The organism is Desulfuromonas sp. KJ2020 (genome assembly GCF_024197615.1).
Lineage (GTDB): Bacteria > Desulfobacterota > Desulfuromonadia > Desulfuromonadales > SZUA-540 > SZUA-540.
Window position 1 is genome coordinate 1,153,020 of record NZ_JAKUKE010000003.1, and the last position, 13,023, is coordinate 1,166,042.

Sequence of the window (13,023 nt, forward strand, 5' to 3'; positions counted from 1 at the left end):
TATGCCCTGTCAGTTCGAGGCCATCATTTTAAGGGAGCGGGTATAGTTGCGAACGCCCTGGGAGATGGCGGCCACCGTGCGATCCCGGTATTTGTCGCTGAGAAGGCGGGATTCTTCCATCTTGTTGCTGATAAAGGCGGTTTCCACCAAAACGGAAGGCATGGTGGCGCCCAACAGCACATAAAAAGGACCCTGCCTGACGCCGAGGTCTTTGACCTTGCTGTAATTTTTTGAGAGCACGTTCACCAGAGAATTCTGAATCTCCGCCGCCAGGCGGCTTGATTCATTGATTTTGGCGTTGGCCATCAGATCAAAAAGGATCAGTTCCAGATCCCCGACCTCCTTTAAAGAGGTGCCGTTTTCACGAGCGGCCAGGGCAGCGGCCTTATCGTTTTTGGAAAAGTTGAGATAGTAGGTCTCTATCCCATACGCCTGTCGACTCGGGCTGGCATTGGCATGCAGGGAGATGAACAGGTCGGCGCCAACCTTGTTCGCAAAAGCCGTCCGTTCTTCAAGGGGGATGAAGATATCGCGATCACGGGTCAGCAGCACTTCGACGCCGAGATCCTTTTCGAGGCGGGTTTTCAAGGCTTTGGCCAGTTTAAGGACGACATCTTTTTCAAAAACACCAGAGGGACCGATGGCACCCGGATCCTTGCCGCCATGCCCCGGGTCAATCACGATACGCCGCATCACATGCCCGGAAGAGGCTTGGGGAATGTGAACCTGCAGGGGTTTTTCCTCGGGTGCTCGCTCCAGAATACCGGCGATGCCGTCCTGCGCGGAAGGCGGCAGGGCGGAGACCACCGGCTTACTGGCCGTGATTTCCGTCTGACGGTCGGCCTCGACATCGATCACGATCCGGAAGGGATCTTCCAGGGAGAAAACCTTGTAATCCTTCAGACTGTTAAGATCGAGAACGACGCGAACCGTACCCTGGGCAGGGACGCCGGTGCGAATCTGCCGCAACAGGCCGTCATTGACGTCCATCGTGTCGCTCAGGGTCAGTGAGGGACTGGCACCGAGGATATCGACATAGATGCGAGGGGCTGTCTGTTTGTGCGGGTCGCCGTGCAGCTGGTTGACCACGTAATTGGCTGATCCTTCCAGGTCGAGGACGATGCGGGTCGTGTCGGGATTGGACCAGAAGCGGATGCCTGTCAGCTGGCGGGGCCCCGTTTCGGACGTCGCCGGTTTTAATGCGGGCGGCGGCGAACTGGTGGCATAGCGGGCCAGCTCCCGGACTCTGGGGCGGGCCTTGGCCACCATATCCCCCTGGGGATAGCGCTCGATGAGTCGGGCAAAACGAAGGTAGGCTTGAGCGCCTTCCGCCAGATTTTTTTCGAGAATCGTGCCGGACAGATACAGGCCATCGTCGGCGAGGTTGCTTTCCGGGTAAAGGGTCGCCAGATCATCGTAAAAGGCAACGGCCTCTCTGGCATCGGCGGCCACCAGGGATACACGGTAGAGGCCTTCTGATGTCTTGCCGGCCATGTAGAGGCTGTCGGCGGCGCGGGGATGGCGCGGATACTTCTCTTTGACCGCCACGAACTGATTGCGAACCCGCAGCCAGTTTTCACGATAGAGCTGTTTCTGGCGGGAATCGAGCAGCTTCTGATAGCTGGCTTTGGCCTGGCGGTAGTCACTTTCGGCATCCTGCCCCAAAACGGGCTGGACAGCCAACAGACAGAAACAGGCGATAAGAATTCCTCGAACAAGAAACATGTCACACCACCTTCTGTTTCAACTCGGCCAGAATATTCAGAGCTTGCAAGGGCGTCAACGTAGAGATATCGAGATCCTCCAGGCACTGGCGGATTTCGTCCGTGCCCGGGCTAAAGAGCGACAACTGGTCAGGGCTGCTCTTGGGGCGCGCGCCCTGCTTCCCCCGGGCCAGGCGAGGGACACCCTCCTGCTCGAACTCCCCCGACTCGAGATTTTTAAGGACTTCTCGGGCACGCTGGATCACAGCGACCGGCAGGCCGGCGAGCCGGGCGACCTGAATTCCGTAGGAGTGGCTGGCGCCGCCAGCGACGATTTTGCGCAAAAAGATGATCTGGTCATTCCACTCCCGCACGGCGATGTTGAAGTTTTTGACGCGCTCCCGGGTCAGGGCCAGATCAGTCAATTCATGATAGTGGGTGGCGAAAAGCGTGCGGGCTGCCACCTGCGGGTTGTCGTGCAGGTATTCAGCCACGGCCCAGGCGATGCTGACGCCATCGAAGGTGGAGGTCCCCCGGCCGATTTCATCGAGGATAATCAGGCTGCGGCGGCTGGCATGGTTGAGGATATTGGCTGTCTCCGTCATTTCGACCATGAAGGTCGATTGCCCTCGCGCCAGGTTGTCGCTGGCGCCGACCCGCGTAAAGATGCGGTCGGCCACGCCGATGCGGGCCGAACTGGCCGGCACCAGGCTGCCCATCTGGGCCAGCAGGGTAATGAGGGCGACTTGGCGCATGAAGGTGGATTTGCCCGCCATGTTGGGGCCGGTGATGATGAGCAGCTGATTGTCCTCGCCATTCATCTCCACATCGTTGGGAACGAAGCCCTCATTGAGGTTCATGGCCTCTATGACGGGATGACGCCCTTCGACGATGGTCAGCTCCAGACTCTCGTCGATCTGGGGCGCGACGTAACGACGGTCATGAGCCAGGTCCGCCAGAGAACAGAGAACATCCAGGGTCGCCAGAGCATCCGCCGTCTGCTGGATGCGCCTTCCCTGCGAAGCGACCTGCTGGCGCACCTGCTGGAAGATATCGTATTCCAGCTCGACGATCCTGTCCTCGGCGCCGAGGACTTTGTCCTCATATTCTTTCAGGGCCGGCGTGATATAGCGCTCGGCGTTGGCCAGGGTCTGCTTGCGCTGGTAGTCCTCCGGCACCCGGCTGATCTGGCCTTTGGAAACCTCGATATAGTAGCCGAAGACTTTATTGAACCGTACCTTGAGGGTGGAGATGCCCGTGCGCTCCTTCTCCTGGGCCTCCAGCCGCGCGATCCAGCCCTTGCCTTCCTTGCTGATATGGCGCAGCTCATCCAGGGATTCGTTGAATCCATCCCGAATCAGGCCGCCTTCGCGCAGGACGAAGGGAGGATCGTCGGCGATGGCGCGTCCGATGATCTCCTGAACGTCGTCCAGAGGGTCGATTTGGTCACAAAGGTCGCTTAGAAAAGGACTTTCCAACCCTGTGAGGCCGTCGATGATGACGGGAAGACGGCCAAGAGAAGCACACAGGGCCACCAGGTCCTTGGCGTTGGCATTGCCCATGGCGATCTTGCCGTTCAGGCGCTCCAGGTCATAAACACCATCGAGCGCGCCCCGTAAATCGTTACGCGGCAGACTTTGGTCGACGAGTTCAGCTACTGCCTGCTGGCGCCGGCGAATCCGCTCCACATCCACCAGGGGATGATGAATCCACTGCCGCAGCAGCCGGCCGCCCATGGCCGTCATGGTGCGGTCGAGCACACCAAGGAGGGAGCCCTTCCTGCCGCCCTGCAAGGTGGCGGTCAGCTCAAGGTTGCGCCGGGTGGCGTCGTCAAGAACCATATAATCGCGGGTATGATAGGTAGTGAGGGCCCGGACATGATCAAGGGCCCCCTTCTGGGTCTCCTCCAGGTAGGTGAGAATGGCGCCGGCCGCCCTGATGGCACCGGGCAGATCGGCACAGCCAAAGGAATCGAGGGAGCCGCTGGCAAAGAACTGCAGGATGAGTTTTTGGGCCCGGTCGCCGGCCAGGGCCCAATCGGGCAGGGTATTGACCATGCGATCCTGCAGAGAAGTGGTCAAGAGCTGCCGGAGCTCTTCTCCGGCCGCGCCTTCGGGGAGAAGCACCTCGCGCGGATTGACGGAAGCCAGCTCACTGCGCACACTTTCCAGGGTTTCGACCTGCGTGACGCGAAACTCCCCCGTCGTGATATCGATGATGCCGATTCCCCAACGGTCCTCCTCATCGGGAACCAGAGCCAGCAGGTAGTTGTTTTCCTTCGGCTGCAGGGTATCGGTATCGACAATCAACCCTGGCGTGACCACCCGCACGACCTCGCGCTTGACAATCCCCTTGGCAGCGCGCGGATCTTCCACCTGCTCGCACACCGCCACCTTGTAGCCGTTTTCTACCAGGCGCGCGATGTAGGGCTGGCTGCTGTGATAGGGAATGCCGCACAGGGGCACCTCTTCGGCTGCCCCCTTGTTGCGGGAGGTCAGGGTGATGTCCAGAACGCGGGAAGCCGTGACGGCATCCTCCATGAACATCTCGTAAAAATCACCCAGACGAAAAAAGAGGATGGCATCGGGATACTGGGATTTGATCTCCAGATACTGGCGCATCATGGGAGTAGTACTGGACATGAACGACAAAAACCTCAAAGTGGATAGAATGATCTGGAAACAGTAATGCCACATGGTCCGGCGACGGGACAGCTTTGAAAGCGCCGGACAAAAGCGGAGTTATGTTAACAAACCGCCCTTTTCATGTAAATAGCAATCCCGGCGTTCTTCTTGGCGAAAAGGTCAAAAACCTTGACCTTGACCGGTCGCAGTGATAGATAAACCGGCAGCCAAGGAGATTATCAATGACCCAAGCAGACCTCTCGGCCGCGGCCGCTCAACTTTTTGCCCCCGAAAATTTCGACGTCAACAGCCTGCAGGATGAAATACGCCTCAGCGACTTGGTCGACCAGCTTCTCAAACTTTTTTATCTCGATCTGGTCGAGGAGCAGGCCCACAGTCCTGAGGCGGCCAGCGAAAAAGCCTATGGAGCCTCCTACTTCCTGAAAGACTTCGTCATCGACCACTGTCGTGAGAATATCTTCCGCCTGCGTCCGCACCGCGTACGTCAATTTGCCGGCAACTGGTACATCGTCCGCAATCTGGAACCCAACATGGTGGAGCTCACCTCTCTTCTGCAGGGAATCCAGGCCTTCTACCGCTACCTGGCCGGCGCCGGCCGAATCAGTACCGACCTGGCGGCCGCCATCGACAAAGACTGCGAGAACCTGGACTACTACCGTCAGCGTATCGAAAGCTTCTGGGCCATCGAGAAAGACGGCTACCTCCCATGGGAGGCGGCCTGCTCTCTGAAAGATAACCCCTGACCCAGCGAGTCCCGCATGTCTTCTGCAAAAGCCAAAGTCACCGCGGCCCGCATTTCCATCGCCATGGCCAGCGGTTTGGCCGCACTGAAGCTGGCCACCGGCCTGGCCACCGGCTCGATGGCCGTTCTCTCCTCGGCCATCGATTCGCTTCTCGACATTTTAATGTCGGGGGTGAACCTCTTCGCCATCAGTCGTGCCGTCCAGCCGGCGGACAAATGCCATCCCTTCGGGCACGGCAAATACGAGACCCTGGCCACGATCATCCAATCCATGGTTATCGCCGCCTCCGGCGGCTGGATCATCTATGAATCGGTCCAGCGCCTTATAGAGGGGCCTGAACTCGTCCACCTGAACCAGGGGATCATTGTCCTGGTCATCAGCGCCATCGCCTCCTGGTGGGTCAGCCGCTACCTGCGCCGCGTGGCCAAGGAGACGGACTCCTCGGCCCTGGAGGCTGATTCGTTGCATTTCAGCATGGACGTCTATACCAACAGTGCGCTGATTCTGGGTCTGGCGGTGATCTCCTTCGTGAACATCCCCTGGCTCGACCCGGCACTGTCCATCCTGGTGGCCCTGTATATCCTCTTTGAGGCGGTGCGTCTCGTTCGTCACGGCCTGCGCGATGTCCTCGATGAAGAACTGCCCGAACCAATCCGACGGGAGATAACCGATCTCATCGAGGCCCACCGAAAAATTCTGCTCGACTACCACAATCTGCGTACGCGCCGGGCCGGTTCGCAGAAAATCATCGATTTTCACCTGACGGTCTGCAAACATCTCTCCGTGGAAGAGGCCCATGCCATTGCCGATCACCTGGAGAAGCGTATTCAGGAAGACATTCCCGGCGCGGACGTCATCATCCACATCGATCCCTGTCAGCAGGAAAACTGCCCGGGGATGGAAGCCTGCCCCGCCGACAAAACCCGCCTGGAAGACCATATCCTTGAAGAGTCCCAAAAACAAAAAGAGACCCCCTGAAGAGGTCTCTTTTTGGTGTTTCATACAGTTTATTGAACCCGAGCTCAGTCGGCCGAACTGCCAATGCGGCGGAGCCGTTCGAGGCTCTCAATAACCTCGCGACTCCCCTTCTGACGTTCCTCGATGGCAGAGAAAATACGACCGGCGATGTTACTGACGGAGCCGACGGCCGTTTCAATCTCCCGGGTGTGTGCTTTCTGGCGGTCGGTCGCTTCGGCCATTTCGTCGGCCATCGTCTTGATTTCTTCAATGGACTGGGCGATGCTGCGCGTTCCCTGCGACTGTTCTTTGGAGGCCTGGGATATCTGAGCCGCCATCTCGCCAAGACGTTCGATGGAGCCGGTCACGAAATCGGCACTCTTGGAGACCTCTTCCGTGGCTTTGCGAATCTCCCGGCTCATGTCCATGGCCAGCGAGGCGCTGTCGAGGATCTGGTTAAGCGCCTCTTCGACATATTCTCCCTGGGCGATGCCGTCCTGCACGAGCTGCCGGGTGGTCTCGGCCTGCTGTCCCGTTTCCTGCGAATATTTCTGAATTTCCTCGATAATGTACGAAATGACCCCGGTTGACTGGGAAGTCTCCTGAGAAAGCTTGCGTACTTCTTCAGCCACCACGGCGAAGGAATGGCCGTGCTCACCGGCCTGGGCGGCGATAATCGAGGCATTGAGGGCAAGAAGATTGGTCTTCTGCGAAATTTCCGTGATGACCTCGTTGATGCTGCCGACTTCCTCCCCCTTCTGGCAGAGGCGCTGGATGCTTTCCACGGTGCTTTCGACCGCCTCGGAAATACCATGCAGACCGTACTGGGCATTGGCTACGGCCTCGGCCCCTTTTTCGGCCTGCTCCCTGACCGTCTGCGACATTTCGTGGGAACGGACGCCGTTTTCCTGCACCGAGCGGATGGTGGAGGATATCTCGGTCATCGTCGATATGGATTTATCCATAAAATCGGTGAGTTGGGAGATATTCTGGACGACCTCGTCGATGGAGACGGCAATTTCGTTGGCGGCCGAGCGGGTAGTCGTCACGGCGCCCTGCACGACATCGGCGCCATGGGAAATTTCCACCGTGGCTTCCGCATTGGACTCCGCCGCCCGCCGCAGAGCGAAATCGAGTCGACCGTATTCCTGCCGATACTTGAGCAATTCCTGAAAAGTGGTCTCCAGCTCGCCGGTCAGGGTGTCGACCGCCTCGAGCAGGTCGATCTTGGTGATGGTGGACGCCACCTGATCGGCAAAGAGTTTCACCGTATCGACATCCGTATCGTCGATGTGCTTGCGGTTTATCTTGTTGTCGACGGCAAAAAGTCCGACCACCTGGTCGCGCACCACAATGGGGCAGAGGATAAATCGACGCGAACGAAGCTGCTCGATCTGGTCGTATGGCGGCTGCAGGTGATAGTCCTTCCCCAACTGGGTAATATCGTCAACCAGTAGCAGACGGTTCTCGCTGACAACCTTGTACAAGGCACCGGCCCGCGCATCGAGAGTCAGCGTGATGCCGGAGACATCGTCAGCCCCGCAGCCGCGGCTGGCAATGAATTCAAGAACCTGTCGTTGGCGGTTGACCATAAGAATATTGACGCGGTCATAACCGAGGATGTCGTGCAGACCGTCGGCCGCCAGCTTCAGAACCTCACGGACATCAAGGGATTTCTGAATGTGGTTGCTGATCGAATGGAAGTTTTTGATGCTGTTGTTGAGCTCGCGGAATCGTCGCTCGAACTCTTCTTTCTGCCGGGCGATCGCCGTATTGAGCTCATCCAGATGCAGAGCCCTTTCGTGAATTTTCTGGGAAGTCTTGCCCAGATAGAAACCGAAGGCCCCCAGCACCAGGGCTGTGCCAAGACCCATGTAGGCGTACAGCAGCCGTCCCTCTTCCGAGCCGAGAAAAGGTCCGACAACCTGCTGCCATAGAGTCTGTTCGGGATCCCAGAACAGGATAAGTCTCAGGAGTATCCACCCCAGGGGCGCCAGAATTCCCAGGGCAAATCCCCCGGTGGCGTAAACCCTGCTACGGTTGAGCTCTTTTTCTGCCGGTACTGCCGTCGTTGCCAATGCGGCCTCCCCTTTGTTCCCAAGTGTGTCGCGGTACTCTGGCTGACAAGGTATCGATTTTACAGGTCTGCGGTCAAGAACTAACGATCTATCGCCCCATCATGACGCCAAGGTCTTCGGCGGCCTTAACAAGATCGCCTTCAGGATCAACCAGATTCAGGGCCCCGACCGCCTTTTCGATTTCCACGGCGACAACCTCCCGTCCCCGCAAAGCCACCATATTGCCGAAACTTCCCTGTTCAACAAGTTCCACGGCCTTGACCCCGAAGCGCGAACTCAGGATACGGTCAAAGGAGGAGGGCGTGCCGCCGCGCTGTAGGTGGCCGAGAACAACCGTACGTACCTCCATGTCGAGGCATTGACGAATATGATGACTCACAAACTGGCCGATGCCGCCCAGGCGTTCAACACCCAGGTTCTGCTCAGCGCTGAGTTGGGTGACCTTGTCCCCCCCTGCGGGGAAGGCGCCTTCAGCCACCACGACAATGGAGAAGCGACTGCCCGCGGCGCTGCGCTGCCGGATGGCCTGGCAAACCTTGCCGAGGTCGAAAGGAATTTCAGGAATGAGAATCACATCGGCGCTGCCGGCCAGCCCGGATTCAAGCGCGATCCAGCCGGCATCGCGTCCCATGACCTCAACCACCATGACACGCTGATGACTCTCCGCCGTCGTATGCAGACGGTCGAGCGCCTCCGTCACAATTCCCACGGCCGTATTGTAGCCGAAGGTGACATCGGTACCCCGCAGGTCGTTATCAATCGTCTTGGGAACGCCGACTACCGGGATCCCTCTCTCATTGAGAGCCCGAGCGATCTTGAGGGTACCGTCGCCCCCCACGGCGATAAGGGCGTCAGCGCCGATGGCTCTGAAATTCTGCACAACCTCATCGGATACATCGACCAGAGTCTCCTTGCCATCGATTTCGCGAGGATATTGAAAAGGATTCCCGCGGTTGCTCGTTCCGAGGATGGTCCCGCCCCTGGGAAGAATGCCGCGCACGGAAGCAAGATCGAGGGTGCGAAAACGTGGCTGCCCGACCAGGCCGTCAAATCCATCCTCGATGCCCAGCACCTTCCAGCCCCGCTTAAGGATCGCCGAGCGCACGACACCGCGAATCACGGCATTGAGGCCCGGACAATCGCCGCCGCCAGTTAGAATGGCAATAGTTTTACTCATAAAGGCTCTCCTTGCATGAAGTTGAGGACGAACAAACCCCCGTGGGATTGCATATCATTCGCCTTTACCTGAATCCAGCAGACGGTCCCAGGCCATCCGGGCCGCACCGATCATCCCGGCCTGGTCTTTCAGATTCCCCTGGACGATTTTCAAACGACGAACCGGAATGGCAAAACCCCGTATTTTCAGCTCGGCGTCTAAGGAGGGGCGCATCAGATCAAGACTGTCGCTGGCGCCTCCGGTCACGATTACCCCGTCGATATTGAGCAGATTGGCGACGGCGGCCAACGCCTGCCCGAGACGGCGTCCCCCTTCGGCCAAGGCGGCCAAGGCGGCGACGTCCCCCTGGCGGGCGGCCGCAGCGACCTGCTCGCTGGTCAGCCGCGAAGGCTCACGCGAGGATAAACTACTGGGGATCCCCCGGTCGATGGCGTCCAGAACGTTGCGAACGAGGCCGCGGGCTGAGCTGTATTGCTCAAGACACCCCCGGCTGCCGCAACCACAGGGTCGTCCTTCCGGTTCAACCATGATATGGCCGATTTCTCCGGCGGCACCATCAGCCCCTTCCCAGAGGCGGCCGCTCAGGACAAGCCCTCCACCTACCCCGGTGCCCAGAGTCACCGTCAGGCTGGAATCAAACTGGCGGCCTGCGCCCAACCGGGCTTCCCCTACGGCGATGGCATTGGCGTCATTCATGACAAGCACAGGGAGGTGCAGGGCGGCCTGCATGTATCCGGCGAAGGCAAGCCCATTAAGATGAGGAAGATTGGGGGATATTTCGACGACGCCCCCCGCCGAGATGACGCCGGGGGTACCGATGCCGACGGCGGTGACCGCCCTGCCCATCTCCCCCCCGCGGCGGATCATCTCATGGCAGAGTCCTTCCAGCCGCTGCAGAAAAGCGTCGCGGCCGGAAGAAGCGTCCGTCGACGTGCGTTCGGTCTGTAACGTTTTGCCGTCCGGCTCCACCAACGCCATGCGGCAATTGGTCCCACCGAGATCCACGCCGAGGAGAAGAGGGGCCGTACCCATTACCGTTCAGCACTTTCCGTGGCGATAGCCAGCTTTTTAAAGCCCGCCTGGCGCGCCTCATCCATCAGCTGGACGACCCGGCCATGATAAGCCTCCTTGTCCGCCAGGAGCACAAAGGTGGTGTCGGCCGCCTTTTCGCCAAAAGCCTGCAGACGCTGCCTGAACTGGTCCAGGCTCACCTTCTGGTCGCCGATGGCAATCGCCCCGTCCCGGGCGACATACACCTTGATCTCGTCCGGTTCCTTCATTTCGGCCTGAGAAGACGACTCGGGGAGATCGACGGTCAGCCCCGGCGTCTCCACGAAGGTGGTCGATATCATAAAGAAGATGAGCAGCAGAAAGACCACGTCGACCATCGGTGTCAGGTCCACCCGGGGGTCTTCTCTCTTTTTGCGCAAAAAAGCCATCGGGCTATTCCCCCAGAAGGTCAACCAGATGCAGGGAATGCATCTCCATTTCCAGCGCCAGACGATCGGCCTTGCCCGTCAGATACTTGTGAAAGAGAATGACGGGAATGGCCACGGTCAGGCCGGCTGCAGTGGTAATCAACGCTTCCGAAATGCCCCCGCCGAGGGTGGCCGGGGTACCGACGCCCTGTACGGCGATGACCGTAAAAGCGCGGATCATCCCCAAAACCGTTCCCAGCAGGCCAAGCAGCGGTGAAATCGTGGCGATGGTACCGAGCAGCCCCAGATAACGCTCAAAAGGAGCTGTTTCCCGGGCACCGACCTCCACCACCACGGTTTTTATATGTTCGCGCGGTCGGCCAGCCGCTCTCAACGCCGCAATGAAGATGCGTGACAGAGGGGTGCCCGCTTTCTGGCAGACCACCAGAGCCTCATCGATACGCCTGTTGCGAGCCAGTTCTTCGATATCTTTTACCAAGGGCTCGGTGCCGCGTTGTACCTGAAAAAAATACCAGAGTTTCATCAGAAAAATGGCGAGAGCCAGCACCGAGCCGAGCAGGATGGGATACATCAGCGGCCCACCCTTTTGGAATATTTCCAACATGAATCCTACAGTCCTTTCTTCTTCAGCAGATCTTCGAGAAGGCGGCGACGCCGCGCCCAGAGCGCATTATGGGCGATTCAAAGGCAAAAATCAATTTACCTCAGCCGACGAGGAAGAAGGAGGCTCGGGCTCTGAGAGCTTGGCCCCCGCCTGCGCGTTAACAAGCGCTTTACGGGCCTGGGTCGCTTCCCGCCGCAACCGGATCATCTCCAGTGAGGCCACCAGCAGCCCCAGCAGAAAGCCCAGGGCGAAAATGAAGAGCACGATGAGAAACAAGGGAATTTCGGGGGTTTCAAAGCCAACGAAGGCCACTTTAACCATCTGGGTGTTATTCAGACTGAACACGAAAAGGGCAACCAGAACTACAATCAGCAGAAAGATCTTGAAAGACTTCACGACGCCCTCCTGTCAAAATGAACGACCAGTTTCTCATAGGTCGCCTGGATGTGCTGGGGGATGACACGGACATCGGCGAAAACTGGCATGAAATTGGTGTCACCGCTCCAACGCGGCACGATATGCATATGAAGGTGATCGGCAATACCGGCGCCGGCAATCTGGCCGAGGTTCATGCCGATATTAAACCCCTGCGGACTGAAACAGTCGAGCAGCACGCCCCGAGCCATCACGACCAGCTGATGCATTTCGAGCGCCTCGGTATCGGTGAGATTTTCGAGACAACAGGTATGGCGAAAGGGCGAAACCATCAGATGGCCGTTGGTATAAGGGAACTTGTTCATCATAATGAAGCAGTGCTCCCCCCGGTACAGAACCAGGCGCTGTCGATCGTTGGCACGGTCCTCGTCCAGGCAGAGGACACACCCCTGAGGTGTCTCGCCGTAGATATATTCCATACGCCAGGGTGCCCACAGCTTTTCCATACAGTTTCTCCCTTCGAACCTTAGTTGATCGGCAGGATATGGCCTTGAATGTCCTGGCCGAGTTCCAAAATGCCAACCGAGTGAAAAGGCGCTGCGCGCCGGTCGGTCGGGCTGCCGGGATTAAAAAGGAGCAGGCCGTCTCTACGGTGATTGGCCCAGTGGTGACTGTGGCCATAAACCAGGCAATCGAGGGCTTCTCCCGCAAATTCGGCCATCACGCGCTCCTCCAGGCCGTCGGGCGCCCCCCAACCGTGAATGAGTCCGATGCGAAAGCCCCCTGAGGCGACGATCCGCTTGATCGGCACCCCGGCTTGCGGGGGGTCCATATTTCCTCGGACAAGATACAGGGGGATGCCGTCAAAGGCAATCAACGATTCCGGATGAACCACATCGCCTGCATGCAGAATGAGATCAACCTCCCTGAACTCTCTGCCTTGCAACCGTTCCAGAAGCTCCATCCCGTCCTGGGGGCTGGAAAAATGGGTGTCAGACAAGACGCCAATTCGAAGCATAAGACCTGTTCCCTGGAAAATTTGGTCATAAAATCTACATCTTTAGAACCAACGGTGCCAGTCATTCTTACCTCTGCTCAACACAGCCTGTCAATTATATCCTATCCCCGGACGTCTACAGGACCCCCCATTCGGACAACTGGCCAAAAACAGCCAGTCAGGTTGTTTTTGGACGGTACAGGAGGCGACCGTAAAAAACAAACAACTATTCAACATCCTTGACCCGGGCGTTTCGCGGTGTATTTTTGGTAGAGCATACAGTTTAAAATAACTTGGCACCGCCA

At 58.3% G+C, this 13,023-nt stretch carries 12 protein-coding genes; 2 read left to right on the plus strand and 10 right to left on the minus strand.

All coding sequences use genetic code 11. The features are described from left to right. Positions 1-9 precede the first annotated feature (9 nt). Positions 10-1,725, minus strand: coding sequence for an N-acetylmuramoyl-L-alanine amidase (locus tag MJO47_RS13775; RefSeq protein ID WP_253961689.1), 1,716 nt, complete (start codon positions 1,723-1,725; stop codon positions 10-12). A 1-nt stretch (position 1,726) separates the two neighbouring features. After that, on the minus strand, positions 1,727-4,345 hold the full coding sequence (gene mutS / locus MJO47_RS13780) for a DNA mismatch repair protein MutS (RefSeq protein WP_253961690.1): 2,619 nt from the start codon (positions 4,343-4,345) through the stop codon (positions 1,727-1,729). A gap of 224 nt (positions 4,346-4,569) precedes the next feature. On the opposite strand from mutS, the gene MJO47_RS13785 reads away from it, so the two are divergent. Continuing rightward, a complete protein-coding gene (locus MJO47_RS13785; RefSeq protein ID WP_253961691.1) occupies positions 4,570-5,091 on the plus strand; it encodes a hypothetical protein in 522 nt (173 codons plus the stop codon). Positions 5,092-5,106: 15 nt separating this feature from the next. Next, entirely contained in the window at positions 5,107-6,069 is a 963-nt protein-coding gene (locus MJO47_RS13790) for a cation diffusion facilitator family transporter (RefSeq protein WP_253961692.1), read from the plus strand. Positions 6,070-6,113: 44 nt separating this feature from the next. Here the strand turns inward: MJO47_RS13790 and MJO47_RS13795 are convergent, their stop codons facing one another. From MJO47_RS13795 to MJO47_RS13830, 8 genes are all read right to left on the minus strand, one after another. Continuing rightward, positions 6,114-8,126 (minus strand): methyl-accepting chemotaxis protein, encoded by a 2,013-nt coding sequence (locus tag MJO47_RS13795; protein WP_253961693.1) that lies wholly within the window; start codon positions 8,124-8,126, stop codon positions 6,114-6,116. An 88-nt stretch (positions 8,127-8,214) separates the two neighbouring features. Then, complete coding sequence (locus MJO47_RS13800; RefSeq protein ID WP_253961694.1) at positions 8,215-9,303, minus strand: 6-phosphofructokinase; 1,089 nt, start codon at positions 9,301-9,303, stop codon at positions 8,215-8,217. A 54-nt stretch (positions 9,304-9,357) separates the two neighbouring features. After that, entirely contained in the window at positions 9,358-10,335 is a 978-nt protein-coding gene (locus MJO47_RS13805) for an ROK family protein (protein ID WP_253961695.1), read from the minus strand. Then, positions 10,335-10,742: a biopolymer transporter ExbD gene (locus MJO47_RS13810; protein WP_253961696.1), complete on the minus strand. Its 408-nt coding sequence runs from the start codon at positions 10,740-10,742 to the stop codon at positions 10,335-10,337. Before MJO47_RS13810 ends, MJO47_RS13805 begins: the two co-directional genes overlap by 1 nt. A 4-nt stretch (positions 10,743-10,746) precedes the next feature. After that, positions 10,747-11,346, minus strand: coding sequence for a MotA/TolQ/ExbB proton channel family protein (locus MJO47_RS13815; RefSeq protein ID WP_253961697.1), 600 nt, complete (start codon positions 11,344-11,346; stop codon positions 10,747-10,749). 90 nt (positions 11,347-11,436) lie between these two features. Beyond that, a complete protein-coding gene (locus tag MJO47_RS13820) occupies positions 11,437-11,742 on the minus strand; it encodes a lipopolysaccharide assembly protein LapA domain-containing protein (RefSeq protein ID WP_253961698.1) in 306 nt (101 codons plus the stop codon). Further along, entirely contained in the window at positions 11,739-12,227 is a 489-nt protein-coding gene (locus MJO47_RS13825) for an HIT domain-containing protein (protein WP_253961699.1), read from the minus strand. The genes MJO47_RS13820 and MJO47_RS13825 overlap by 4 nt, the downstream gene beginning before the upstream one ends. Positions 12,228-12,247: 20 nt before the next feature. Then, positions 12,248-12,739, minus strand: coding sequence for a metallophosphoesterase (locus MJO47_RS13830; protein ID WP_253961700.1), 492 nt, complete (start codon positions 12,737-12,739; stop codon positions 12,248-12,250). Between the last annotated feature and the right edge of the window lie 284 nt (positions 12,740-13,023).

What these genes read in the sequence shown, in the direction of transcription:
- MJO47_RS13800 (WP_253961694.1), bottom strand. Translation starts at nt 9,303, where the DNA reads ATGAGTAAAACTATTGCCATTCTAACTGGCGGCGGCGATTGTCCGGGC.
- MJO47_RS13830 (WP_253961700.1), bottom strand. Translation starts at nt 12,739, where the DNA reads ATGCTTCGAATTGGCGTCTTGTCTGACACCCATTTTTCCAGCCCCCAG.
- MJO47_RS13805 (WP_253961695.1), bottom strand. Translation starts at nt 10,335, where the DNA reads ATGGGTACGGCCCCTCTTCTCCTCGGCGTGGATCTCGGTGGGACCAAT.
- MJO47_RS13775 (WP_253961689.1), bottom strand. Translation starts at nt 1,725, where the DNA reads ATGTTTCTTGTTCGAGGAATTCTTATCGCCTGTTTCTGTCTGTTGGCT.
- MJO47_RS13825 (WP_253961699.1), bottom strand. Translation starts at nt 12,227, where the DNA reads ATGGAAAAGCTGTGGGCACCCTGGCGTATGGAATATATCTACGGCGAG.
- MJO47_RS13785 (WP_253961691.1), top strand. Translation starts at nt 4,570, where the DNA reads ATGACCCAAGCAGACCTCTCGGCCGCGGCCGCTCAACTTTTTGCCCCC.
- MJO47_RS13790 (WP_253961692.1), top strand. Translation starts at nt 5,107, where the DNA reads ATGTCTTCTGCAAAAGCCAAAGTCACCGCGGCCCGCATTTCCATCGCC.
- MJO47_RS13815 (WP_253961697.1), bottom strand. Translation starts at nt 11,346, where the DNA reads ATGTTGGAAATATTCCAAAAGGGTGGGCCGCTGATGTATCCCATCCTG.
- MJO47_RS13810 (WP_253961696.1), bottom strand. Translation starts at nt 10,742, where the DNA reads ATGGCTTTTTTGCGCAAAAAGAGAGAAGACCCCCGGGTGGACCTGACA.
- mutS (WP_253961690.1), bottom strand. Translation starts at nt 4,345, where the DNA reads ATGTCCAGTACTACTCCCATGATGCGCCAGTATCTGGAGATCAAATCC.